Source organism: Phocaeicola oris, from assembly GCF_021295095.1.
In the GTDB taxonomy this organism is placed as follows: domain Bacteria; phylum Bacteroidota; class Bacteroidia; order Bacteroidales; family Bacteroidaceae; genus Phocaeicola; species Phocaeicola oris.
Map to the genome: position 1 here is coordinate 16,974 of NZ_JAJLQX010000001.1, position 26,743 is coordinate 43,716.

Annotated in this window: 22 protein-coding genes and 1 pseudogene; 9 read left to right on the forward strand and 14 right to left on the reverse strand. The window is 42.8% G+C overall.

Features of this window, described 5'->3' with window-relative positions:
- Positions 1-3 precede the first annotated feature (3 nt).
- The 11 genes from LO761_RS00125 to LO761_RS00175 form a co-directional block, all read right to left on the reverse strand.
- Positions 4-651: an NAD-dependent epimerase/dehydratase family protein gene (locus LO761_RS00125; protein WP_272816307.1), complete on the reverse strand. Its 648-nt coding sequence runs from the start codon at positions 649-651 to the stop codon at positions 4-6.
- A gap of 21 nt (positions 652-672) precedes the next feature.
- Positions 673-972 (reverse strand): glutaredoxin, encoded by a 300-nt coding sequence (locus LO761_RS00130; RefSeq protein ID WP_272816308.1) that lies wholly within the window; start codon positions 970-972, stop codon positions 673-675.
- A 528-nt stretch (positions 973-1,500) separates the two neighbouring features.
- Positions 1,501-2,091, reverse strand: coding sequence for an SDR family oxidoreductase (locus tag LO761_RS00135; protein WP_272816309.1), 591 nt, complete (start codon positions 2,089-2,091; stop codon positions 1,501-1,503).
- Entirely contained in the window at positions 2,051-3,151 is a 1,101-nt protein-coding gene (locus tag LO761_RS00140) for a cation diffusion facilitator family transporter (protein WP_272816310.1), read from the reverse strand. The genes LO761_RS00135 and LO761_RS00140 overlap by 41 nt, the downstream gene beginning before the upstream one ends.
- Positions 3,152-3,495: 344 nt before the next feature.
- Positions 3,496-4,179 (reverse strand): nitroreductase family protein, encoded by a 684-nt coding sequence (locus LO761_RS00145; RefSeq protein WP_272816311.1) that lies wholly within the window; start codon positions 4,177-4,179, stop codon positions 3,496-3,498.
- 133 nt (positions 4,180-4,312) lie between these two features.
- Complete coding sequence (gene mnmE / locus LO761_RS00150; protein ID WP_272816559.1) at positions 4,313-5,704, reverse strand: tRNA uridine-5-carboxymethylaminomethyl(34) synthesis GTPase MnmE; 1,392 nt, start codon at positions 5,702-5,704, stop codon at positions 4,313-4,315.
- Between the two features lie 2 nt (positions 5,705-5,706).
- Positions 5,707-6,171, reverse strand: a complete 465-nt coding sequence (locus LO761_RS00155) for a GAF domain-containing protein (RefSeq protein ID WP_272816312.1) — start codon at positions 6,169-6,171, stop codon at positions 5,707-5,709.
- 1 nt (position 6,172) lies between these two features.
- Entirely contained in the window at positions 6,173-7,057 is an 885-nt protein-coding gene (locus tag LO761_RS00160) for a nucleoside phosphorylase (RefSeq protein ID WP_272816313.1), read from the reverse strand.
- A 7-nt stretch (positions 7,058-7,064) separates the two neighbouring features.
- Complete coding sequence (floA, locus tag LO761_RS00165; protein WP_272816314.1) at positions 7,065-8,057, reverse strand: flotillin-like protein FloA; 993 nt, start codon at positions 8,055-8,057, stop codon at positions 7,065-7,067.
- A 23-nt stretch (positions 8,058-8,080) separates the two neighbouring features.
- Positions 8,081-8,545: an NfeD family protein gene (locus LO761_RS00170; protein WP_272816315.1), complete on the reverse strand. Its 465-nt coding sequence runs from the start codon at positions 8,543-8,545 to the stop codon at positions 8,081-8,083.
- A 3-nt stretch (positions 8,546-8,548) separates the two neighbouring features.
- Positions 8,549-9,949 carry a tetratricopeptide repeat protein gene (locus LO761_RS00175; RefSeq protein WP_272816316.1) on the reverse strand — a complete coding sequence of 467 codons (1,401 nt, stop codon included), beginning with the start codon at positions 9,947-9,949 and terminating at the stop codon, positions 8,549-8,551.
- 155 nt (positions 9,950-10,104) lie between these two features.
- Here LO761_RS00175 and LO761_RS00180 point away from each other — a divergent pair.
- The 6 genes and pseudogenes from LO761_RS00180 to LO761_RS00205 all read left to right on the forward strand — a co-directional run bounded on the left by LO761_RS00180 (position 10,105) and on the right by LO761_RS00205 (position 19,988).
- Positions 10,105-10,479 (forward strand): annotated as a pseudogene (locus tag LO761_RS00180) (DMT family protein).
- A 395-nt stretch (positions 10,480-10,874) separates the two neighbouring features.
- Complete coding sequence (locus LO761_RS00185) at positions 10,875-11,297, forward strand: hypothetical protein (protein ID WP_272816317.1); 423 nt, start codon at positions 10,875-10,877, stop codon at positions 11,295-11,297.
- Positions 11,298-11,760: 463 nt separating this feature from the next.
- Positions 11,761-14,745 carry a SusC/RagA family TonB-linked outer membrane protein gene (locus LO761_RS00190; RefSeq protein ID WP_272816560.1) on the forward strand — a complete coding sequence of 995 codons (2,985 nt, stop codon included), beginning with the start codon at positions 11,761-11,763 and terminating at the stop codon, positions 14,743-14,745.
- Positions 14,746-14,769: 24 nt separating this feature from the next.
- Positions 14,770-16,584 carry a RagB/SusD family nutrient uptake outer membrane protein gene (locus tag LO761_RS00195; RefSeq protein WP_272816318.1) on the forward strand — a complete coding sequence of 605 codons (1,815 nt, stop codon included), beginning with the start codon at positions 14,770-14,772 and terminating at the stop codon, positions 16,582-16,584.
- Positions 16,585-16,728: 144 nt separating this feature from the next.
- Complete coding sequence (locus LO761_RS00200) at positions 16,729-18,495, forward strand: DUF6057 family protein (RefSeq protein ID WP_272816319.1); 1,767 nt, start codon at positions 16,729-16,731, stop codon at positions 18,493-18,495.
- A 5-nt stretch (positions 18,496-18,500) separates the two neighbouring features.
- A complete protein-coding gene (locus LO761_RS00205) occupies positions 18,501-19,988 on the forward strand; it encodes a TolB family protein (RefSeq protein WP_272816320.1) in 1,488 nt (495 codons plus the stop codon).
- Here LO761_RS00205 and uvrB read toward each other — a convergent pair.
- Positions 19,967-22,012, reverse strand: a complete 2,046-nt coding sequence (gene uvrB / locus LO761_RS00210; protein ID WP_272816321.1) for an excinuclease ABC subunit UvrB — start codon at positions 22,010-22,012, stop codon at positions 19,967-19,969. The two genes, LO761_RS00205 and uvrB, sit on opposite strands and share 22 nt — an antisense overlap.
- Before the next feature lie 160 nt (positions 22,013-22,172).
- Between uvrB and LO761_RS00215 the strand changes: the two genes are divergently transcribed.
- The 3 genes from LO761_RS00215 (at position 22,173) to LO761_RS00225 (ending at position 23,903) form a co-directional block, all read left to right on the forward strand.
- On the forward strand, positions 22,173-23,018 hold the full coding sequence (locus LO761_RS00215; RefSeq protein ID WP_272816322.1) for an outer membrane protein assembly factor BamD: 846 nt from the start codon (positions 22,173-22,175) through the stop codon (positions 23,016-23,018).
- Positions 23,019-23,038: 20 nt separating this feature from the next.
- Positions 23,039-23,374, forward strand: coding sequence for a DNA-directed RNA polymerase subunit omega (locus tag LO761_RS00220; protein ID WP_272816323.1), 336 nt, complete (start codon positions 23,039-23,041; stop codon positions 23,372-23,374).
- 82 nt (positions 23,375-23,456) lie between these two features.
- Positions 23,457-23,903: a DUF4293 domain-containing protein gene (locus tag LO761_RS00225; protein WP_272816324.1), complete on the forward strand. Its 447-nt coding sequence runs from the start codon at positions 23,457-23,459 to the stop codon at positions 23,901-23,903.
- Between the two features lie 28 nt (positions 23,904-23,931).
- Here LO761_RS00225 and LO761_RS00230 read toward each other — a convergent pair whose 3' ends face one another.
- Positions 23,932-24,627, reverse strand: a complete 696-nt coding sequence (locus LO761_RS00230; protein ID WP_272816325.1) for a porin family protein — start codon at positions 24,625-24,627, stop codon at positions 23,932-23,934.
- Complete coding sequence (locus LO761_RS00235) at positions 24,624-26,396, reverse strand: PBP1 and LysM peptidoglycan-binding domain-containing protein (RefSeq protein ID WP_272816326.1); 1,773 nt, start codon at positions 26,394-26,396, stop codon at positions 24,624-24,626. The genes LO761_RS00230 and LO761_RS00235 overlap by 4 nt, the downstream gene beginning before the upstream one ends.
- Positions 26,397-26,743 lie beyond the last annotated feature (347 nt).

Genomic DNA, 26,743 nt, shown 5'->3' on the forward strand with positions numbered 1-26,743 from the left:
TTTCTATTTTCTTGCTAAATTGGTCACATCCTTAACTGTTACCGCATAGTGGTCGCAGTTACCCTTGGCACACGCAATCATTGCTTTTGCCACCTCATCCATGGTGTTAGTTTGACCGAAGATGCGCATGATGGGATACATAATTTGGGACATTCGAATGATTTTGGGACTTGCAGCCTGACCTTCGTAGGGTTTCATCACCATCACGCGGAAACCATAATAGTCCTTAAATCCCATTGCCTTGATTTCCATTTCTGTCTTGCCCTTTACACGAGCCCACATTGTTTTGCTATCAGGGTCCAGTTCCGCACCGCCACCAGTAACATAGATGAATGTTGTATTCTCCCGCTGCTCTATCACCCCGGCGAAATGTACAGGTATATCATGGCATGGCACGGAATAATCCTTCTCGTTCATACCTACGCTACTCACGCCCATGCAATAGAACACAGCATCATATCCTTGCAGATGCTCATCGCCATTGGAAAGCGTCATGAAATCTTTTATCAGAAGTTCCTTCAGCTTGGGATGAGTCCTGCCTGTTGACCTTCGGCTCACACTGAGCACTTCCGTTATCTCCGGATTATCGAGGCATGAGAGCAATACTCCCTCACCCACATATCCTGTTGTTCCTGTGATAATGACTTTCATTTCTCTGCAATTTTTAAGTTATCAGCATCCTTTGCCATCAATACTACAGGCAGTACCATTTGTCTGAGGTCGTGGTTCCAATCCAACATCTTTCGAATATAGAGTCACCGTGCCATCTTCAAGCACATAGCAAGGAATGCCTATATCATCCATCGCCTTAGCTTCATCAAAAACGGGATTGGTATCGCGGAGCTTAATAAACTCCTTTAGGTTTCTAACGTGCTTACCTATATCGATAATTTCAAAGTTAGGATTTCCTTCCACCTGCTTTTCCACGTACTCACAGTCGGGACAGGTCTGCATCACATACATTTTAATCATATATTCATTGTTTGATTTATTGAAATGCCATATCATAACCGTATCTAATATTTAGATACTGAGCCCACTTTGCATATCAATCTGACTCATCTATCAAATGTGCTATGGCTCTTGGCTCAATCCATTGGTATTTGTTCTGATCGATATTATATTACGCCATGTGTCCTCCAATCCCATATTCGAATATTTGTATCTACGGTGCAATAAATGAACGTTCTCGTGGAGTTTCACTTGTTCCTTTTGAGCAATTGTCATTTTTTCTGCTATAGTTCTACTTGAATTAAAAGATAATCACTTTATGTCTCTCCGAGGGACACTAATTCTGTCCCCTGAAGATAAAAATCTGAACCTTCATTGTAATCTCCGGGGATATCTGGAGGACAAATTTACGAAAAAAACTGCAAATATTCCAAATGTAATACAAGAAAAAGAAAAAATTCTTGTATATTTTAATACTTGATTTTAAGCGGTTTATAAGGATATCTTTACTTTTCTTATGATTTTCTTTTCAGTGGTATCATTTTCATTTTATAGTTGTTTGGGGGTTAATGTCCAACCGTTATCACCATGATAAATCATCTGCCGGGTCATGCCACCGTCTATGCAGATGTTCTCGCCCGTAATGAAATCGGCTTTCTCACTACAGAGAAAGAGTACCATTTGGGCGATGTCCTGCGGGTTGCCCACACGTCCGCAAGGCTGCTGAACAGCATTAGCACCTTCATAGACCATGTATGCCGTGTCTATCCATCCGGGGGAAATGGAGTTAACTCTTATTTTCGGACCGAGGCTCACGGCCATTGCATGGGTCAGTGCTACAATACCTCCCTTTGCCGCCGTATAGCTCTCCGTCTGCGGCTGGCTCATGCGGTCACGCGAAGAAGAAATGTTGATGATACTGCTTCCTTTAGGCATGGAATCCTTGAAGAGCTTTGCGAGATAAAAGGGTGCCACAACTCCTACGCGCTGGGCATAGCAGAACTCTTCATAACTGCATTCGTCGATGCCCTTGAACAGAGGCAAGGCATTGCTTCTTCGCAAAGAGGAATAAGTTTGAAATCGTTCATGCTCAATCCTCTTATTCAGTATAATTATGATCGATGACCACCATGAACTCATAGTCAGGGAATTGCTGGTGGAGCGTATCTGCTACTAATTGCTGGAACTCACCGTCATTGTGAACATCATCGTCAGGAATGACATCGAGAGTAATGCAGTGCTGCTCTTCATAGACATAGAAGGCATGGACGTAGAGCGCATGAGGAATGGCTTTGGCAGTGGCTGTCACTTTTTCCTGTAGTTCGCCCATCTTTCCTGTGTGCGTGGCGTAGATACCCACATTAATAATCATACCATGGCGATCAGCCATTTCTGTAGAAATAGTGCGTGTCAGTCCGTGAATCTCACGGGCCGTCATCGTATCGGGTACACTGACGTTCATTGAGCCAATGATGGTGCCGGGACCGTAGTAATTCAGGATGATGTCATAAACACCATTCACCTCCTGATGGTCATGCATCACTTCCTCACGCAGTTGGTGATAAAGATCTTTCGGGATGCTCTCGCCAAGCAATTGGCTGACTGGCGAACCAAGCATCTCCACGCCGGCCTTGATGATGATCAGTGAGATGAGTGTACCAAAGATGCCGTCGAGATTGATACCCCACAGCAGCATGATGCCGGCAGAGATGAGTGTGGAGAGTGTCACCACGGCATCAAACAACGCATCAGCTCCAGAGGCAATCAGCGAATCGCTCTTTAACTGATCGCCCTTGCCTTTAACGTAGCGACCAAGGATGAGTTTCACGAGGATGGCCACGATAATGACCGTCAGCGTCACCGTGGTATATTCCGGCTCCGAGGGATTGAAGATTTTTTTCACCGACTCGATGAGCGAGGTGAAACCGGCTATCAGTACGATAATGGCAATGATGATAGCACTGAAATACTCGATGCGTCCATAGCCGAATGGATGCTTGCGGTCGGGATTGCGCTCCGAAAGTTTCGTGCCCACAATGGTGATGACCGACGAGAGCGCGTCACTCAGGTTGTTCACTGCGTCCATCACAATAGCGATGCTGCTTGCCAGCAGTCCCACTGCCGCCTTGAATCCAGCCAGCAGCACATTGGCCACAATGCCGATAATGCTTGTGCGGATAATCTGTTTGTTTCTGTCCATGTAGCTTAACTATTATTTCACTGATTCTCTTATTTTCTTTGGTAATTTACTCACCACGAGGCGATAGGAAGTCTGTATCTGTTTCTTTACGAAGTCATCATCAAATTACTTCAAATAGAGGTCACTCCAATGTTGCTTATTCATGTGATCAGTAGGAGTTATACCCTCATTTGTTTTTCTTAGGTTTACTGCCACTTTTGGCGCGTCCAACTGCATCAGCAGGAACCATTTGCCTTCGATTCGCCAAGGATCCATTCTTCGGCGAACAGCTCTTCCGTCATTCGCTCATTCCGTGATAGCGTATATTGTCTTTCCTCTTCGATGTTCATACTTGTTGTGTTTATCTAAACCCAATCGAACTTGTCCTTTCCGGCACCAATCTCGAAATGGAGCTTGGCAATGCCCAAGTCCATGTGAGTATAGCCAATCATAGAGAAACCTTTGTCGGCCTTAACAAGGTGATGACCGCCTTTATTTCCCAGATACTCGAACGAGAACTTCTGTTGGTTGACAGCGGTAGGAGCAAGCAAGGCTGCTTCCACTCCATCCTTGAACCAAGATGGGGTGAGATCGCTGGCGTTACTTACCTGTTCAAAGGTTTTGATCTTATGCTTCATGCCTTGGTTCTCTCCATATCCGAGAGCTATCATGCAGCAGATCTTTTCGTCCTGGCCCAAATCGTAGGCACCTTTTACCTTACGATAGGAGAGACCGGTCCAGCAAGTATTCAGTCCCAACTGCTGTGCTAACAGTACAAGCTGTTCGCCATAGTACCCGATACGCTCGTCAAGTCCATCCTCTTTTTTCCCTACCATCACGAAATAGTTCTCCACGCCTGAGAAAGAGCCGTAGGCGAAGATACCTGTGAAAGCTTTCGTCTCGTTGGTGACCAGTTGTATGTGCAGACAGCCCCGGGCATTGCATTTGTCCACCTTCGCCTGTAACGTGTCAATGATGTCCTGTTCCAGAGGTTTGTGCAGGTACCTCCTCACGCTATGACGTGATTCTATTGCTTCAAGTATTGTCATCTTTTGTCTTCTTTGATTATTGGATTCTCACGTTCATTCCACTTTTTATTGGACCGGAGTGTGGGTCACGATTCATGATTCTACCATATTTACGCAGTACTCTGAAAATTAAACTTCTGCATTTTCAGCGACCTCATTTACCGATGCAGAAATTTTTGAAGATGTTGCCGAGTACTTCATCGGTGGTGACATCTCCAACGATGTCGGAGAGTTCGTAAATGCATTGACGGAGGTCTTCACTGATAAGGTCTCCGGAGAGGCCGGTTTTAAGCCCGTACAGGACACGACGGATAGATGATAGGGCTTTGCTAAGCGCTTCGTAGTGACGGACGTTGGTGACGATGAAATCGTTCTCTGTGACTTCAGGAATAGCGGATAGACAGACGAGTTTGTTCTCTAACTCATTCAACTGTTTTCCATATTTGGCTGAGATGAACATCTTGTCGGAAGGAACATCTGTAAAGTCGGAGAGAAGGGCTTGTCGTTCCTGTTCATTAATCAGATCTGATTTGTTGAAAAGAACCAGTAACTTAGCTTCTCCTATATGTGGAATCACTTCTTTCTTAATCTCGTGCAGACGGGATAACAAATCAGTGGAGTCAACCATCCACAGAATGATGTTCGCTTGTTTCATCTGCTGGTAAGTTCTCTCTATTCCCAAATTCTCTATTTCATCCTCGGTTTGTCGGATGCCGGCCGTATCAATAAATCGGAAAGTGATGCCTTGCACATTAATGGTGTCTTCTATCACGTCACGGGTAGTTCCGTGAATATCGCTGACAATCGCTTTATCTTCATGCAGAAGCAGATTAAGTAAGGTAGATTTACCCGCGTTCGTTTCACCGATAATGGCAACCGGTACGCCGTTTTTGATAGCATTTCCTACGTTGAATGAATTGGTCAGTTTAGCTATTGTTTCCTCGATGTGTGATGCTAATGCTTTTAGTTCATCACGATTGGCGAACTCTAACTCCTCATGGTCGCTGAAGTCCAATTCAAGCTCTATTAACGAAGTGATATGTAGCAGTTGATCTCGTAGATTCTTTAGCTCTTTATTGAATCCGCCTCGCATCTGATTGATGGCTAACCGATGCGTGGCCGCTGATGAAGAGGATACCAAGTCTGCCACTGCTTCTGCCTGACTTAAGTCCATCTTTCCATTAAGGAAAGCCCGTTGTGTGTATTCTCCGGGATTAGCCATACGACATCCTTTGCGAATAAGCAGTTGCATTACCTGTTGCAGAATATAACTTGAACCATGACATGCTATTTCCGTGCTATCTTCGCCGGTGTAGGAATGAGGTGCTTTGAAGAGGGACACCAATACTTCATCTATCTCTTCGTTTTCTTCATTATATATTTTTCCAAAGGTAAGCGTGTAAGCTCTCCGATCGCTCAATGGAGCACCTTGGATGGGAGCGAATACGGATGAAGTAATCTCAATAGCTCTCGGACCGGAGACCCGAATGATCCCGATTGCTCCGCCTTGAGCGGTGGCAATAGCGCAAATAGTATCTTGGTTAATATTCATTCCTTATTATATATAGTGTCGGCAAGGATAGAAGCAACCTGTTCTAAGTATTTCCGGTCGATGGCATCGAAAGTGTTCAATTGTGTTGAATCTATGTCGAGCACTGCTTTTACCTCATTGTTTGCGAATACAGGAACAACTATCTCCGAGCGTGACAGAGAACTGCAGGCAATGTGTCCGGGGAACTGTTCCACATCGGGGACAACCTGTGTTTTTTGCTCTTTCCAGGCCGTACCGCATACTCCCTTTCCGAATCGGATAGTAGAGCAAGCAACCGGACCTTGGAACGGACCGAGAATAAGTTTATCGGCTTTCACTATGTAAAACCCAACCCAGAAGAAATGGAATTCATCGTGTATGGCAGCTGATGTATTAGCCATAGCGCTAACTTCTTCCGTCTCTCCTGATATGAGCCGTTTATAATCGTCTACAAACTGTATGTATTGTTCTTCTTTTGTCATATCAAATTCTGTCGAGTACCAACTTTATCAGCCCTTCTATGGAGTTCTTATAGCCTGTATTGGCTTCTTTTGCCAGACGGTTGGCTATCACCATGCAACAGGTCATTGCCTTGTGTCCCATCAATTTGGCTAATCCTGCCAAGGCTGAACTCTCCATCTCAAAGTTGGTGATACGGTATCCTTCATACTCAAAGTTTTCTATCTTCTTGTTTTGTTCCGGATCGGCCAGAGGAATACGCAATTCACGTCCCTGAGGTCCGAAGAATCCGTTAGCGGCAATAGTCACTCCGTGTACCATATTTTCGTTGGCAATACGATTCAGCAGCTCCTTGTTCGCGTCAATAACGTAAGGATGAGCCTGACACACATTTCCTTCCCATCCCATGAATTCTACGAATGCTTGCTCGAATTTCAAATCACAGACTTCATTCCGACCGGCATAGAAGTTGAGCAGTCCGTCCAGACCAATCGACTTGTCGCTGGCAATGTACGTACCTACGGGTGTATTGGGTTGAAGACCTCCGCAAGTACCTATCCTGACCAGTTCCAGTGAGCGGAGACGGTCTTTTGCAGTACGGGTCTTGAAATCAATGTTAGCTAATGCGTCTAATTCGTTCATCACGATATCTATGTTATCACAACCTATTCCGGTGGATAACGCTGTAATTCTTTTTCCTTTATATGTTCCCGTAACGGTATGGAACTCACGACTGTTCACTTCACATTCTATTTCATCGAAGTTGGAAGCTACAATGGTTACCCGTCCCGGATCTCCGCAGAGAATGACTTTATCAGCCAACTGCTCGGGTTTTACATGTAAATGGAACACCGAACCGTCTTCATTGATAATCAGTTCGGACGGTGCAAAATATTTTTTCTCTCTCATAATTATTTTATTTTAATGGTGAAGTAGTTGCGCTGCTATCCGGCTTTGCAATACTCTGACGCATATTAGTGTCAGCATCAATATTCTTAATGCGATAGTAATCCATGATACCTAAATTCCCCGAACGGAAAGCTTCGGCTATGGCCTTAGGAATCTCTGCCTCGGCTTGGATAACGTTAGCACGAGCTTCTTGAGCCTTTGCTTTCATCTCCTGTTCCTGAGCGACAGCCATGGCACGACGCTCTTCTGCTTTAGCCTGAGCGATATTTTTATCGGCATTTGCCTGATCCATCTGAAGGGTAGCTCCAATGTTCTTACCTATATCTATGTCGGCGATGTCAATAGACAGAATCTCGAAAGCGGTACCGGCATCCAATCCTTTCGAAAGCACGAGCTTGGAGATAGCATCCGGATGCTCTAAAACCAATTTATGGTTAGCAGATGAGCCGATGGAGGAAACAATGCCTTCGCCTACACGGGCAAGGACGGTATCTTCACCGGCACCTCCTACCAACTGCCGTATGTTGGCACGGACTGTTACACGAGCCTTGGCAATCATCTGAATACCATCTTTGGCAACGGCTGTAACAGGAGGTGTGTCTATCACTTTAGGGTTTACCGACATCTGTACGGCCTGAAATACATCACGACCGGCAAGGTCGATTCCCGTAGCCATCTGGAACGTGAGGTCGATATTCGCTTTCGAAGCGGAGACCAATGCATGTACTACTTTCTCTACATGACCACCTGCCATATAGTGTGCCTCCAGTTCATCGCGGGTGATGGTTTTCAATCCGGCTTTATGCGATTCAATCATTGCCGGAACAATGGTGTATGGAGGAACATTTCGGATACGCATCAGAAACAACTGAACCAACGAGATGTGAACACCTGACACCTTGGCGGACAGCCAAAGGAAGAAGGGCACATAGTGGAAGAACACGATGAGGAAAATAATACATCCTCCTGCAAGGATAAACGGTAAAAAAGGATCAAACATATTATTGAACTTTAAATTAATAATCAGATTTTACGAACATATACGATTCCGTCGGTGATACGGTCGACACACACCGGAGTCTTTTCGTCAATGAATCCATCGGACGAGCGGACTTCTATAATGTGCCCCTCTATCTCGGCATTGCCTATCAACGCCAGACGTGTGACAGCCTTTCCCTGATCGCCGGGCTTGATGTTCAGCCCTTTCAGCGGGTTGATGTCATAATCGATTGATTTCTTCAATGCAATCTTGTCCAGTGTTTTCGATTTCATAAACCAGACTGTGATTCCCACACCACCGATAATAGTGATAACTAACGTAATGATTCCTGCCGTCGGCCCTAAAGTGGCAAAGGCAAAATAGTTGGCATAGAGCAGGCAACCGATGGCCGCGAGGCCTGTCAGCCCAAAGCCGGGAATAAGGAACACCTCGATGATGTACAGTACAAATCCGGCAATGATGAGTAATGTTAAGATGAGTAAATCCATGATTCAGATATTAACTGTTGTTTTTATTTCAGTGTTACGGACTTGGCCGGTAAGGGCTTCTATCTCGTCGTGGAGCTGCTTGACGCGCTTTTCCATATCTAAGATACTTGCCGACGTTTGTTTGTTCCCCTCGGCGTACTGTTGACGTTTGTCGGTCAGTTCCTTCGACAGTATGGCATAGTCTTTCTGTTTCTGAATAATTTGTTGATATAAATGGCGTGCCTCGTCCGAACGGAATTGGTTCAGCGAGGTGTAGGTAATGTTATCGTTAACTATAAATTCAAAGTCTTCTTTTTTCTGCTGTTTCTGTTCTTTAGCGTACAGCAGAGCGGATAGGCGTTGTTTTGCCTCGTGAACCTTATCGTCGTCTTTCCATGTCCTTTTGATGGAACGCAGAGTGGCGGCATTCCTCAGTACGGCAGGGTTGGTGGTGTCATAATCCAGTGTTTTCTTCGATGTGTTCGGAACGAATATATAGACGCAGACCGAATCTTCCGGCTGATAGCGGTCGGAAGCGAACCATCCCAAATCGTTTAACTCGTCTATGGCGAGCATATAATCGTTCGAAGGGGAATTAAAAGGCATACCCTGATTGTTCGGCTTCAGATAATCATTGTCGTCCGTATTGTAACGGGTGACATAGATATCGTAACCACCTAATGTGCCTTCTTCGTCGGACGCGAAGTACAGGGTGACTCCGTCGCCCATCAGGAACGGATAGTTCACATTGCCCAACTCGTTCAGCGACGTGATGGGAGCGGGGGAAGACCACTCGTTAATCAGTTTATTCTCGGTGTACAACAGCGACTTGCCTGTATCGTCCGTCTGACTGATGATTCGCTTGTCGCCCTTTTCCGTTTGGTAGATAATCGATTTTCCTTCTTGCGCTAATGTCCCCGATTCTTTGCTTAATTTGTACAGGCTCAGAAAATCGTTCTTGTTCACCACCATGCTGTCTATAACGGTCACATCTTCCACACTTTTATACATGATAGATGCTCTCTGCAGTGCTTCCATTTCTTTTTCCGCTTCGGCAGTATCGCGCTTTTTATCCTCTAAGAGTGAGATATAACGCTCGTAACTTTCTACTGCTTCATCAAAGCGATATAAGTCGGCATACGCCTTTCCCAAGTAACGGAAAGCACCTATATATTTGCGTTTGGCACTTTTCTCCAGATAGGGGACGGATTCTTCCAATGCGCCTGTTTCATAGCAGCAGGCACCGTAATAATAATTGTACGCGGGGTTCGACGGACTTTTTTTCACCAGCAATCGGTAAACTGTGAGCGCAGAGCTGAACTCTCCGGCATCGAACTGCTTTTGGGCTTGAGCGGCACTCTGAGCTATCAGCTGATGGCTGAAGAGAAAGGCAAGAAAGAAAATGATATATTTCAGTTGTTTCATTTCAAATAGAATAAAAGTATATTATCATATTATAAATCAAAGGTACTCATTTCTTTTGAATTTTCCGAGTAAAACACATTTTATTTTTTTTATTTTCTTTTTCAAATTAGTTGAATTAGCGTATTTTTGTGCCCGTTTTATAAAAGCGGAAGAAAATGTTATCATCGGGAATACAAACGATTTCTTTATTGCTCTTTTCGAACATCTTCATGACATGCGCTTGGTACGGTCATTTAAAGATGCAGGAAGAGTTCAGCTGGTTCGCCTCTTTGCCTTTGATAGGCGTCATTCTATTCAGTTGGGCGATAGCTTTTCTTGAGTACTGTCTTCAGGTTCCTGCCAATCGTATCGGCTTTTAGGACAACGGAGGACCTTTCACGCTGATGCAGTTGAAGATTATCCAAGAGGTAATCACTCTCACGGTTTTTGCGGTCTTCTCCATGCTCGCTTTCAAAACCGAGATTCGCTGGAATCATTTGGCTGCTTTCGTTTGTCTTATTTTAGCGGTGTACTTTGTGTTTAAGAAATAAGAAATGGGGATATGAAGCGATGGAACACGTCATCCGATACGTATGAATGATGGAAGTGATACGGATGAGTTTCCGTATTCATCAGAAGAATTTGTGCGCTTATACGTATGAGTCATGGAACTCATCCGTATGAGTTGGGTGATTCATCCGCATAAGTTTCGGAACTCATGCGCATCACTTTCCAATAGGTTGCTGATGGTAAATTTAATGAACACGTAGGTTCCATAGGTTCCACAGGTTCCGCTATGCTGTTTTCGGAACCTGAAAAGAATGAAAATTTTTCAGAAAACATTGAGTCACAGGATGATATTATCGAGCACACCATTAGTGCCCTACCCTGCCTGCCCCGTTGTGTTTATACCCATCTTAATCAAATTTTGCTTACAATAACGAACATGGCGAACATATACTACGGACTGATAATGATGCGCCTCTGCACCATCCTCACGGCCATGCGTAAGTGGGAAGCTAAAATGACGTTCACCGATGTTTATTGCGACGATGCCGATTTTAAAACGGCACGGGGCATAGTGCCGAACTGCATAAAGCACAGCTTGGCGCTGTTCACCATGCTGCCCGGCGGCATCAAGGTAACGCAGCCGGCAAAAAGCAACGAGGAAGTATTCTACATCCTCTTGGCTATGCCGGAAGAATTTACGTGGAGTGAATTTTGGGCTGCCCTGAAAGAAGCTCAGTTCTCAAAAAATATATGTAACAAAACATTGAAAAAGTTTGTCAAAAAAGGGTTTATTGTAAAAAAAGAAGGCAAGTATATAAAGAACAAAAAAGCCCTGAAGAAGGTTTCCAAAAGGGCATAGTGGAACCTGTGGAACCTGTGGAACCTAAAAAAAAATAAAACGCTGTTTTAATCTATCCTGAGCCTGCTTTTCCGGGAAGTGCGAAAAAAAGACAACGGGTGTTGTGTTTCGCTCCCGAACAGGGAGCCCGCCCTGAAAACCGGAAAAAGCAGGCTCTTTCCCTATCAGGCGTAACGGTAACGCATTTTGACAAGTAAATAGATTCGTTATCAAGTTCTTATAAGTTTTACGACCGGAGTATGTCGCATTCGACAGATAATCCCAATGCCTAAAAATACCACTTATTTTAGTCCGGTTAAATAAAAAATGTAAAAATGATTTGGTGAAGTAGAAAAAGTGGTTAAATTTGCAAGCGATTTATACCTATTGGCAGATAGATATTAATTATTGGTAGAACATTATCAAAAATTTGGAAATGGTTAAATTATTAATTAAATTTGTATTACTTAATCCTAATTCTATTATGACAAAAAACCTTTTAGGAAAAAGATTGGTGTCAGTCTTGGCAACATTCTTAATTGCAGTGACTGCTATGGCGCAGGTCACTGTGAAGGGTGTCGTGAAAGATGAGACGGGCGAACCTATTATTGGCGCGAACGTTCTCGTTAAGGGTACCACAAACGGTACAATTACCGATATTGATGGTAACTACACGATTCAGAATGTAGCGAATAACGCTACGTTAGTTTTCTCCTACGTTGGCTTCAACAACATAGAGATTCCTGTTAATGGAAAGACACAAATAAATGTCACCATGAAAGAGGATTCACAAGCATTGGATGAAGTCTTGGTGGTAGGTTATGCTACAGGTTCAAAACGTACGGTATCCGGTGTTGTTGAACGAGTAAAGAAAGAAGATATGAATAAAGGTATCGTTACCGACCCTACCGAAGCTTTGAAAGGCAAGGTAGCCGGTGTCAGCATTACTTCGGCCGGTGGCGGTGACCCGATGGGAGGTACCAACATTGCTATCCGTGGCGTATCCTCTTTATCCGGTGGTAACGACCCGTTGGTTATCGTTGACGGTGTGTTTGGTGACAAGCGTATGATGGAGGCTTTGTCTCCAAACGATATCGAGACCATCACCATTTTGAAGGACGCGTCAGAGACTGCTCAGTATGGTTCACGTGGCGCTGCCGGTGTAATTGTTATTACCACTACCAAGGGTAAAGCCGGTGTCGCACGCATTGATTATTCCGGTCAGTTTGGTGTTGGTACTACTTACAAGAAGATTGACATGTTGTCTCCGGAAGACTATGTTGCTCAGCCGGGCGCTATTGATGCCGGTTCCAGAAGCAATTGGTACGACTTGGTTACTCGCGACAATCCTATTACTCAGAACCATAACGTAGCATTCTCTACCGGTTCGGAGAACGGAAACATGCGTGCTTCTCTCGGTGTTGTTCAGCGTCAGGGTTTGTTGAAGAGAAACTCAGACATGATACACTATACTGCCAAGATGGACGCTACACAGTTTGCTTTCAATAAGAAGTTGAAGTTCGAGATGGGCTTGATGGGCTCGGAATTGGACGGTTCAATGGTGTATAACCCAACCCGTACATGGAACTCTGTATTCGCTTGTATCCCTACTTATTCGGCAGAGCCTGTAAATGGTATTTATGTTCAGAACGATGCCGGTGTAAACGCTTATAATCCGGTAGGTATTCTGCAAATCGACAACAAGTTCGATGTAACTGTATTGAACGCTCACGCCAAATTGACTTGGACTATTATTGAAGGCTTAAATTTGAGCGCGTTCGGTTCATATACATCTATTAACTTGGCATCGAAGTCGTTTGTTCCTAACAACATTTATCAAGGTAAAGGTTCTAACGGTTATGCTCAGATAAACAACACTCGCCGTGGTGATATCATGGGTAATATCCAGTTGTCTTATACGAAAGACTTTGGTAAGCACCATATTGATGCTTTGGGCTTGGTTGAGGCACAGTCATACGATTCATTCTATAACTTCTCAGCTGCTCGTAACTTCGAAACCAATTATTTCGGTTACAACAACATGAAGTCGGGCGCTACACTTAATTGGGGCGATGTTGATTCTAACAACAGCAACAACAAGTTGATGTCTTACATGGGCCGTTTGAACTATATGTTCGCCGACCGTTACATCGCAACCGTCAACGTACGTACCGATGGTTCTTCTAAGTTAGGTAAAAATCACAAGTGGGGTTTGTTCCCATCCGCGTCTGTTGCTTGGGTATTGAGCAATGAGAGTTTCTTGAAGAACAATCATGTCATCAGCAACTTGAAACTTCGTGCAGGTTACGGTGTTACCGGTAATCAGGATGCTATTGATGCTTATAACTCATTGGAGTTGATGAAACCAAGTGGAACAACTGTTTATAACGGTTCTCAAACTACTACATACGCTATCTATCAGAACGCTAACCCTGATTTGCAGTGGGAAACCAAGAAAACTTTCGACGTTGGTGTTGATGCCGGTTTCTTAGGCGGTCGTTTCCACGCTACATTCGATTACTATCGTTCTACCACATCTAACATGTTGTACACTTATAATGTACCTGTTCCTCCATTTACTTATAACACACTGTTGGCTAACATCGGTGAGATGCAGAACAACGGTATTGAGTTTGCTATTGGCGGTGACATTATTAAGACTAAGGACTTTACATTTACCGCTAACTTGAACGCGGCTTACGCGAAGAATAAGCTGACTAAGTTGGCAGGTACGTATAAAGGACAAGACTTGACACCTGCCGCTCATATCGAGATTGCCGGAGTATACGGTTCTTCCGGTTTGTCCGATGGTCGCGGTACCACTTATCTGATTGAGGGCCAGCCTGTAGGTACTTTCTTTATTCCTAAATTCAAGAGCTTCAATGAAGGTGGTGGTTATGTATTGGAAGATTTGAACGGTGACGGTAAGATTGATACTTCTACCGAGGGTGGCGACCGCTATATTGCCGGTCAAGCTATTCCAAAGTGGACCGGTGCATTGAACTTGGGCTTCAAGTATAAGAACTGGGATTTAACAGCGCAGTTCAACGGTGCGTTCGGTCATAAGATCTACAACGGTACGTATGAGACTTACATGAACATGGATATGATCAATGCTTATAACGTTTTGGCTGATGCTCCTACCGGTGGTAACGGCAAGGGTATCCATGGTATTATCAACTCAGATTATTGGTTGGAGAAAGGTGATTATGTTCACTTCGATTACTTGACATTAGGTTATAACTTCAAGACGCTTCCGAAGTTCATCCAGAACTTACGTCTGGCTCTTTCTTGCAATAACATTGCTACATTCACAAGTTACAGTGGTATGACTCCGCTCATCAACTCTACTTCCATTACCGGAATGAAGTCACAGAATGAAGGTACTGTAGGAAACTTAGGTGTTGATGACAAGCGCGTTTACCCATTGCAGCGTACATTCTCTCTGCAGTTGAACGTAACATTCTAATAACATCTTAAAAGTATACAGATTATGAATAAATACATTTTTGGTTCATTGCTCTTGGGTGTCGGTATGTTGACATCTTGTAGCTTGGATGAGAATCCTAAAAGCGCTTTCTTTGAGAAAGACGCTATGCAGAGCGAGACCTTGATTTACCTGAATACTGTTGCTGCCGTTTACAACAAGATGGGCAACACACAGGAGACTACCGGCTCTGATGCATCCAACTTCGTTTCAGATGAATATTTTGTTCCCGGTCGTTTAGGAGACTGGGTAGATGGTGGCGTTCCACAGAATAAGTTTACTCACAACATTGTGCCTTCACATGGTTCACAGGGTAACTGGTCGGACATATATAGTACCATCGCGATGGCTAACAGCGCTATTGCCAAATTGGAAAGCTATAGTGAAATGGAAGCCGCGAAGAACTATATTTATGAGTTGCGTGCTTACCGTGCCATGTTGTATTATAATTTGTGCGACGTTTACGGTAACTGTCCGTTGGTAACTTCTGCTGAGCAGAGTGTTGCCGACACCAAGTCAAGTCCTCGTAAAGATATTTTTGATTTCGCTGTAAAGGAACTGACAGAGTGTGTATCTCACTTGGCTCCGGATCAGTCACAGAAGTCGGGTACTTACTTTGGTCGTATGACTCAGCCTGTAGCTTACATGGTATTGGCTAAGTTGGCTTTGAATGCTTCTATTTATCAGTTGGATGTAACTCAGGCTAATTGGTCGAAAGATTATTTAGGTTCTGATATGACAGGTAGGGAGCAGATTGACGAAGCTCAGGGACAGAACATCACAAATCTGATGAAGGCTGTCACTATGACTATTGATGGTCAGACCATGAACTCATTGGAGGCAACTATCTACTGTGTTAATAAATTGGAGAAAGATTACGGTTATAAATTGTCTCCTTCATACACTGAGAACTTTGCTGTTACTAACGAGAACTCTGTGGAGAACATTTGGACTATTCCTAACGATGCCGTAACTTATAAGCGCAGTTGGGATCATCATCGTCGTTCATGGCATTATAACCATGCAGGTCACCCTACTTATAAGGGTTTCTCTTCATGGAACGGTCCTTGTGCAACCAAGCACTTGGTTGAGCTTTACGGCTACACCGAGGACAGGCAGGATTTATCAACTTGCGACCCACGTTTCGAATACAATTTCTACATCGATCGTGACTATGTTAACGAAACAGGAGTAAGAGTAACCGATGGTTTCAATAACAAACCGGGGGTTCTCGACACCGAGTTGGCATTGGAATACATGCCGTTGTGGTCGTGTGTCGATATGTCAAATTCAGAAGCTGCCATCAAAGCTAAGAAGCCTGCGCTTTACAGCAGCTTTACTGATGACGAATTCTTCCAGCATGTAGTTAAGAGCGCGGGCGCTCGTTTCAGAAAATATGCGTTCGACTTTACTACTTCCGATGCTTCTTATCCGGGTAACGATTTGGTAGTCTTCCGTTTCGCAGATGCTAAATTGATGCGTGCAGAAGCAGAATATCGTTTGGGTAAGACCGGCGAGGCTTTGCAAGAGGTTAATGATACTCGTGCCCGTGTTGGTTTACCGGCATTGACCGAAGTCAGCTTGCAAGTTATCGGTGATGAGCGTCAGAAAGAGTTGGCTTGGGAAGGTACCCGTCGTCAGGACATGATTCGTTACGCTATTATGAATGAGCCTACTATCGACCGTTACGAAGGCGTTCCGGTAAACGTGTCCGCGTCTCCTTACAAACAGTCGAACATGGATGGTCACACTTATGTATGGCCTGTTCCTGCCGATCAGATTGCTACTAACTCTAATTTGAGTCAGGCTTGGGGATATTAATATCCTGAAATCAAGTTATTCCAATAGGGGAATGTGCATCATTTTTGGTGCACATTCCTTTTTATATATTCAGGAATAAAGTTTGTTCTCACCTTGCTTTTTTCAGGAAAAATGAGTAAATTATGTATTATAAAAACGAATGCTATGCAAAAGTTAGAACGATACTGTCCATACCTGTTTGCTTTGTTACTGATAGTTCTTTTTTATACTCAGTTGCAAAGTGTTCAGGAGTATGTCTTTTATCATCGTGAGCAACAGCAGGTAATGGCTTGGGATTTCGATATACTCTGTCAGCGGTATCATGGTGTGGCAGGATTCTCTTTGTTTTTTGCGCATTTCCTTAGTCAGTTTTTCTTTATACCGGAAACAGGCGCCTGCATAACCGTTTTATTGGCCATGATTGCAGTCATGACTTTATGGTATGGTTGTAATCGATTCTGTCATTCCTTTTATCTTTTCCCTTTATGTGCCATTCCGGTAGCATTTGAGTTGAGTAATTTGAATGACGCCTATTACCTTTATCAAGGTTTCATCAGTTATGTATTGCTTTGCGTTTTTATAGCAGTTTACGCTTGGTTAGCCGATAAATTCTCCTTATATGCCCGAATGGTCATAGGAACTCTACTTTCCGTTCTGTTGTTTTATTTGAGCGGACCGGTTTGTTTGTTATTGGGAACATTCATCTTGATTCATGCCTTGCTTGCTCATAAGGAAAAATGGTATTATCATATTCTCCCGTTATTGGTTGTAGCATTAATTACTGTTTATGCCGTCCGTTGGTGTTGGTTGCCATCTACCCGTACCGCTTTCAGTCAGGATTTATATTACAATATGTTGCTTTCCGTTCCAAAGACATTTAAGTTGTCTTGGGTTCTTTTGCTTATTCTTCCCTTTTTGTTCTTTGCCACTTCTAAATTACAAATATCCAAGTTGGGTATGCGGTTGGCTTTAAGTGTTGTTTTATTTTTGTGTGTAGGGACAGGCGTTTATGCTTTAAGTGAAAAAGACCGTAAGAATACCGATATTTTGTTAGAGTTGCAACATGATGCCATTACGGAGAATTGGGACGCGATTCTCAACAATCGAAACGCTTACTCTCAAAACTATTTGGTGATGAACTATGTGAACTTGGCATTGTCAAAGAAACACCTGCTTCTGTCTCATTTCTTCCGTTATCCGCAACGGGATGTTCAAAATATTATGGTTGCCCGTGAGATTGATGATACCAATGTGCCATTATCTTTTGTCTTTAGTTTTATAACTTATCAGATGGGAGATATGGGAGCAGCTCAGAACCATGCTCATGATACTTTTGTCTGTACCATGTACGGTCAGCCAACCATGTTGAAGATGTTGGTAAAAACTAACCTGATAAAGGGTGCCTATCCGGTGGCAGAGAAATATATCACTTTGTTGGAAAAGACTTGGCGTTACAGTGATTGGGCAAAAAATATGCGTAAGTTTCTTTATAATGACAAGGCGGTAGAGGCAGATCCCGATTTAGGGTTGATGCGCCGAGATCTTCCTGACGATGATACCATGACTTCTGATACTTTTGAATGTCTGATAAAGACATTGGAAACTAATCCGGAGGATATGAATGCCCGTGATTATCTGATAGCATATCTCTTTCTTTATCGTGATCAGGATTATATCAATCGTGTAGTGGAGAAATTTCATGACACTCCGGCATTAAAACCTTTTCCTGAACAGTTGCAGGAAGCCTTCTTGTTGGTAAATAACGGAAACATTGATTATTGCCGTCCATACGGTGTTAGTGAAGGAATCATAAAACGTTATGCGCAATTTATGAATTTTCTGGATGAGGTTGAAAGGCGTGGACTCAATCCTGCTCAAACCATGCGTAAGAGTTTTGGTAATACCATTTGGTATCAATTTATGTTTAACTGATGTGTATGAAAAAGATAGCATACTTTATATTGTCAGGTGTCTTTCTTACCGCTTGTCAAGGTAATATCGAAGTGGCTCAGACATTGAATGAAGAACCGTTTATCTTCCCTGATTATAAGGAGGTGACAGTTCCATCGAATATTGCTCCATTGAACTTCCAATTGATGGATATGGGCGATACTGCCACTTGCTTGATTATAAAAGGTGGGTCTGCCTCGTTTCAAGTGTATGGCAAAGAAGGTGTTTTCGATATTCCTCAGCGTAAGTGGCGCGATATGCTTCAGCAGCAGAAAGGTAAAGAAGTTGAGTTTACCGTATGTAAGCGGAAAGATGAACAATGGCAGGCATATCAGTCATTTTGTATACAAGTGGCAAATGAAGAGATAGATCCTTACTTAGTTTATCGTTTGGTTCCTCCCGGCTATTCTCCTTGGGATAAGATGGGTATTTATCAACGTAATCTTTCTACTTTTAAAGAAACGGCTATCTATGAGAATACGCTGACCGAATTGAACTGTCAGAATTGTCATTCTTTTAAGACGCAGAATCCCAATAAGATGATTTTCCATTCCCGTGCTTGGCATGGTGGAACCATATTGATTGATAATGGTAAAATTGAAAAGCTAAATACCAAAACTCCTGAAACCATATCCGCATTGGTATATCCGTCCTGGCATCCTACAGAAGATATGGTTGCCTTCTCAGTGAACGCTATCGGGCAAACATTCTTTATGAGTCATGCTAATCGTCTGGAGGGTTTCGATGCCGCTTCGGATGTGGTGGTCTATGATACCAAGACTCATCAGATTTTCTCTTGCGATTTGTTGAAGAGTGATTCGGTCTTTGAGACACAACCGACATTTTCTTCTGATGGGAAAAGCCTGTACTTTGTTTCAGCTCCGGCTGTTAATCCTATGCCTGAACGTTATAAGGAATTGCATTATAATCTGTGCAGAATAGACTTCGACTCAAAAACAGAGACGTTTGGCGAAAAGGTAGATACCATATACAATGCCGCTCATGATTCTCTGAGTGTCTTTTTTCCACGGGTATCTCCCGACGGTAAGTATCTGGCTGTTGTCCGTCAACATTACGGACAATGGTCGATTTGGCATAAAGATGCCGACTTGTGTCTGATTAATCTTCAGACCGGAGAGATAGATCCGATGACAGACGCTAACAGTCATGATGCCGAGAGTTATCATTCATGGAGTCATAATAGCCGGTGGTTGGCTTTCAGCAGTCGGCGTGACGATGGATTGTATACCAAGCCGTATTTCACTTATATAGATAAGAACGGTAAAGCGCATAAACCATTTCTGTTGCCTCAGAAGAATCCTAAGAAGTATTACGACAATTTGCTGTTCGCGTACAATATTCCGGAACTTGTTACCGATAAAGTACAAGTGAATGAACGTTCAATTGCTGATAAACTCAGAGACGATCCCGGTATCCATGTCACTTACAGTCATCACTTTTCAGGCCAGCGCTGAATAAGAATGTCCTGTAGTTTCAACAGTTCATCGCGATAAGCAGCTGCTTGCATAAAGTCAAGTTCCTTAGCTGCTTGTTGCATTTGTTTTCGTGTTTCGTTGATTGCCTTTTCAAGCATTTGTCTGCTCATATACTGAACTACGGGATCGGCAGCCAGCGAAGGGATCTCAGGCTCCACGTAAGCTTTCGGTTTGTTGATAAGCTTTTTCTTATCACTATGTTCTTCGGCCGCGGAGAGCAAAGCCTGATTCTGACGGCTTTTAATTTGTGTAGGAGTGATATGATGCTCCTCATTATACTTCAATTGCTTTTCACGTCGACGGTTGGTTTCACTGATGGTCTGTTGCATGCTATCGGTAATTTTATCGGCATACATAATGACTTTTCCGTTGACATTGCGTGCTGCACGACCTGCAGTCTGGGTGAGCGAGCGATGAGAACGTAGAAAGCCTTCCTTATCGGCATCGAGAATAGCCACGAGTGATACTTCCGGTAAGTCGAGTCCCTCACGCAGCAGATTAACTCCCACCAGTACATCAAAGAGTCCAGCTTTCAGATCGTTTAGAATTTTTACACGTTCCAATGTATCGACATCACTATGAATATAATTACATCGCACGTCATGATCAAGCAAGAATTCGGTTAACTCTTCAGCCATTCGTTTGGTAAGTGTGGTTACTAATACGCGTTCATCTTTTTCAGCCCGCTGAAGAATTTCTTCCATCAGGTCGTCAATCTGATTCTTGCTGGGACGGACTTCTATCATCGGATCGAGCAAACCGGTAGGACGGATAACCTGTTCCACTACCACACCTTCGGCCTCTTGAAGTTCATAATCGGCCGGAGTGGCACTTACATAAATAATCTGCTTAGCCAGTTCCTGAAACTCATTGAACTTAAGCGGACGGTTATCGAAAGCAGATTTCATTCTGAAACCATATTTTACTAAATTCTCCTTACGTGCACGATCTCCGCCATACATAGCCTTAATTTGTGGCACGCTGACATGACTTTCGTCAATGACTATGAGATAATCGTCAGGGAAGAAATCGAGCAGGCAGTAAGGACGTGTTCTGGCAGCCCTTCCGTCAAAGTAACGCGAGTAATTCTCTATGCCGGAGCAGTGTCCTAATTCGCGTATCATTTCCATATCGTAGGTAACACGTTCCTGTAGTCGTTTAGCTTCTAACATCTTACCCTCATCTTGCATTTCAGCCACTTCTTTTTTCAAGTCGTCTTCAATATGATAAACGGCTTGCATTTGGGAATCTTTTGTCGTCATGAACAGATTGGCCGGATAGATTTTATATTCGTCGAAAGTAGTCAGTGTCAATCCCGATACCGGTTCCACTTCCGATATTTCGTCAATATCATCATCCCAAAATACCACTCTTAACAGGTTATCGCTATATGCGAGGAAGACATCTACCGTATCTCCTTTTACACGGAAGTTACCTCGATTTAGGTCTACATCGTTTCGTACATAAAGACTATCCACCAATCGGTGGAGAAATACATTTCTGTCGAGCTTCATTCCCTTTTTTATTTCGATGACATTATTATAGAAGTCCGCCGGATTTCCCATACCATATATACACGAGACGGAAGATACGACAATGACATCTTTTCGTCCTGAGAGCAGGGCAGAGGTAGCTGCCAGACGCAGCTTATCTATCTCATCGTTGATGGCAAGATCTTTTTCTATATAAGTATCCGAATTGGGCAGATAAGCCTCCGGTTGATAGTAATCGTAATACGAGACATAATATTCCACCGCATTGTTCGGGAAGAAACTCTTGAACTCTCCGTAAAGCTGTGCTGCCAATGTTTTGTTATGGCTCAGAACGAGCGTAGGCTTATTTACATTCTTGATGACATTGGCGATGGTAAAAGTCTTCCCTGAGCCGGTTACACCAATCAAAACCTGCGCGGGGTTATGTTCTTCCACACCCTTTGTGAGCTGTTCTATTGCTTCAGGCTGGTCGCCGGTAGGCTGGTAGTCGGAAATAAGTTCAAAATTCATAAACAAGTATATTAAGATTACAAAGGTACGGCTATTTTTCTATTATTAATATCCGTTAGAATTAAAAAAAGGTTTGCAAAAATATTTTAGCATTAAAAAACAGTTAACTTTTTGTATTATTCGATGGAATGGCGTAAATTTGTGCCCATATTTGATAAGAATGAGAAGGAATACCATTATAGCTCTTGTATTAGCCTGCGGTGTTTTTACATCGTGTGGAGAATATAATAAGGTGTTAAAGAGTACTGACGCCGATTATCAGTATGAAGCAGCGAAGAGTTACTTTGGTGAGGGCAAGAATTCAAAAGCTGCCACATTACTGGAGGGATTGGTTACAGTGATGAAAGGTAGCGACAGGGCAGAGGAATCTCTTTATATGGAGGCAATGACTTATTATAATCAAACAGATTATCAAACGGCTTCGCACTACTTCACTACCTATTACACTACTTATCCTCGTGGCTTATATGCTGAAGAGGCTCGTTACCATTCGGGGAAAGCTCTGTATCTGGATACTCCGGAACCACGTCTGGATCAATCGGGTACTTATAAGGCGATTCAAGAATTACAATTGTTCATGGAATATTTTCCTCAAAGCAAGTATCATACGGAAGTTCAACAAATGATTTTCGAGTTGCAAGATAAGTTGGTTGTCAAGGATTATATGGCCGCCAAATTATATTATGACTTGGGTTCGTATACCGGTAACGGCAGTTATACTACCACGGGAAATAACTATTTGGCGTGCATTGTTACCGCGCAAAACGCGTTGAGGGATTATCCTTATACCAAGTTACGTGAGGATTTGTCTATCTTGGTGCTCCGTTCTAAGTACGATATGGCGAAGGAGAGTGTTTTAGAGAAGAAGCCTGAACGTATGCGTGAGACGATTGATGAGTATTATGCTTTCACCAATGAGTTTCCTGAGAGCAAATACAAAAAGGAAGTCGACGCGATTTATAAGGATGCCAGCAAATACGTTGACAAGTTGAATGACGAAGAATAAAAGCATAATTAAATATAAATATGGATTATAAAAAGACTAATGCTCCTACCAATACCACTGTCCGTGACATGGTAGATTTGTGGAAAGAGACCGGCAATGTGTATGAGACTGTTGCTATTATAGGTAAACGTTCGAACCAAATTGCCGTTGAAATGAAAGCAGAACTCTCAAAAAAATTGCAAGAGTTTGCTTCTTATAGCGATAATCTGGAAGAAGTATTCGAGAACAGGGAGCAAATAGAGATCTCCCGCTATTACGAGAAGTTGCCAAAGCCAACGCTGATAGCTATTCAGGAGTTCGAGGACGGTAAGATTTATTATCGTAATCCGGCTAAGGAAAAAGAAAAATTTGATTAAGACCTTCTATTAAGGCCGTTTCGTTGAAGCGGTCTTATTTTTTGCCTTATAGATATCATCATTAACTTTAAATATTGTAAGAATGATTCAACGTATACAATCTGTTTATTTGTTTATTGTGACCGTATTGAGCATTGTTAGTATGTGTCTTCCGGTAGGTTATTTCATGGGATCCGACGGTTCGATCATTACGTTTACCAATCTGTCGGTCATTGCTCAAGATCAAGTCAGTCATGCACCTTGGGCACTGTTTGTCATTCTACTCATTGTAGCTATATTGTCATTCGGGACCATCTTTTTGTTTAAACGCAGAATGCTGCAAATCCGTTTGACCATATTCAGCACCATTCTGCTGATATTTTATTATATTACATTTATCGTGTTCATTTTCATGCTGAAAGGTGATTCAAGTTATCGTCCGGCATTTGGAATCTGTCTGCCTGTTATCGGTATAATCCTGAACTGGTTGGCTATCCGCGCCATCGGAAAAGATGAAGTATTAGTGAAAGCTTATGATCATTTAAGATAAGCATTTTGAAATTTACAGTGCGGGCTGTTTATCTCTTCAGGTCGAAGAGGTAGGCAGCCCGTACTCCCATATAAGTATTGGCCGATCGGTCGAAATAATCTTTCTTTGTATTCGGGTATATATCGCTCAGTCCATAGAAGAAACGTCCCTCAACGATGAAATGTCCTATTTTGGTATTCATCTCCATACCTGCTCCGGCTGCTATACCATATTCAAACTTCTTGTCTACTTCGAGGTTATACTGTGCGGTAGGAGAGCGTAAAGATGGATCCCAAGTGTCATCCGAACTCTTATCGACGCTGTCGCTAAGGTAATAGCCAAACTGCGGACCTGCGTTGATAAAGAATTGAAATCCCTTGGTAGTGGAGTCTTTTCCGAAAGCTAAATGAGCCATGAAAGGAATTTCCACATACTTAAACGAATGTTTGTAATAGTTTTCTGTTCCATCCTCTATCTTTTCGTTCCATCCTCGGGTAGAGTAGTTAATTTCCATCTGTACGCCACAAATCATACTGAAATATTTCTCGGTAATATAGCGCAACGTAACACCAACAGAAGGGCCGTTCAGCGTATTCTGCTTCACTTTAGGATTGAAGCTGACAGAAGCCATATTCATTCCACCGTTGATGCCGACAGCAAAGTTATGACGCTCGGAAATCAATTGCGCGGAAGCCGGAACGGAGAGAAGCGCTGTAACAGTTAATATAAGTATTGATCGTTTCATTGCTCGAAGTCTGATTTGATCAGTTCACCGTTCTTGGCAAAGTGAACAAAAAATACTTTCTTATTGATGAAGCCTCCCCAATTGTTCACCCGCTCAAATTTGAATCCGGTCTGAATAGGGGTAACGGTGTATTTATTGAACGACTCTTCAAGATTATTTCCAAATCGTGATAACCCGCTCAACAGGTAGTAGGCGGTATCGAAGCCTAACATGCCATACTTAGGATAGGTGTTCGCCATCTCCTTTCCATACCAACGACGGAAAAGAGAGGAATAACTTACAGCTTCGGGGAACAGATTATTTGTATAGAAAGAAGAATAAAAATATGTGCCGAGCGTATAAAAATCATGAATATGATCGCTGGTATAAGTTTGCCATTCCGGATAACCAAAAAGATGAACCTCATACCCCGGATGTTCCTTGGTAAGAGCTACTAACTGAGGCAGCAGCTTAATAAGCGTTACGTTTGAGCCGGATACCGGAATGAAGATATTATTTTTCAGCGTGTCGGCTGCCGCGGACATGGAAGCCTCTAATATATTATCGCCTTTTAAGTCTGTATATGGAATATGATTGTCGTGAAGCTCAGACTTCAGTCCGTTAATGAAGACCAATTTGTCGTTTGAAGAATCATTCGTATCAAGGAAGATAACATTTGCGTTGTTATTGAACTTACGAATAAAATGATCGTAAACCTCCGAGAACAGATACGATTGTGGCGTATTGATTTGGTATATGTACGGATTGCTGAACACATGATTATCTTTTGAAGTGAACGGAATTACCGTACGGATTTTATTGGTTTGAGCGAACTGAGACAACGGTTCTATCTGTTCGGTAACAGCCGGACCGATGATGATATCCATGTTTTTCATCTCGCTCTTTCGCAGAATAGGGTCGATGGAAGTGGAGGATGTACCGCTGTCGTATGTATAAATATCGAGAGAGGTACCTTTCTTTTTCAAACTGTCGGCAGCCAACAGAAATCCCTCGTAGTACTCCACCATACGGCGGTCGGATTTGAAAGGAAGGATAACGGCTACCTTAATCTTGTTGTATGCATGAAACTCTGTTTTATTGTTGCGGAAGAGTTCATCGTTGGTAGGATCATTGCTTTGCTTATTCGTCGTGGCGACAGAACTCGAATACGGAATAGCCAGATATGAGCCTTTTTTTAGTTTCCCGTTCTTTAATTCAGGATTAGCGGCTTTCAGTTCGTCTTCTGTGATATGGTATTGACGACAGAGACTGAAAATAGTCTCTCCCTTTTTTACTTTGTGCATGTCTTGCCACTTGTTTTGAGACTGTCCAATTGATGAAATCGGATTATCAGTCTTATTATTGCTTTTCCGTATGTTATCGGCATCCTTTTTAGGGGTGTTCGATACCGGTATAACTATCACCTGACCGGCACGGAAATTTTTTTCGCTTAAACCGGGATTGGCTTGGCAAATAGCATTGGCAGATACATTATAATTAACGGAGATACGATAGAGTGTTTCTCCCGATTGAATGGTGTGAAAGGTCTGCTTCGTCTTTGCTGTTACCTGTGGAATTTTCAGTGTCTTGCCTTCTTTAATTACCTGATCGCTTCCCGGGTTCAACCGTACGATATCATCGATTGTTACATTATACATACTGGCAATGGAATAAAGGCTTTGACCTTTAGTAATAGTATGTAGAAAGAATTTGTCTTGTGACTGGCTGAATGCTGCGATGGGTAGAACCGACAAAGCAAGCATCACGTATAATGTCTTAAAAAATTTCATCGGCAATCATAATTAGTTTCTGGTTACAAAAGTACAAAAAAAACGATACGAATCTGTTTTTATCTTATAATTAATGAGTTCTACCGATTATAAGACAGATGCCGATGCCCTTCATAGCATCTCAGGCATTGATTATGGTCTCCTTATAAAGTGATCAGTACGATATCCGAAACTGATCCGCATGAGTTGTTCGGTTCATGCGTATCAGTTGTCCAACTCATGCGCATCATTTGCTAAACTCATCCGCATGAGTTGCTCGGTTCATGCGTATCAACTCGGATGTTGTTAACCAACTCTTTACGTAAGTATACATACAACAAAGTTTATTAATAAATATATAAGAAATC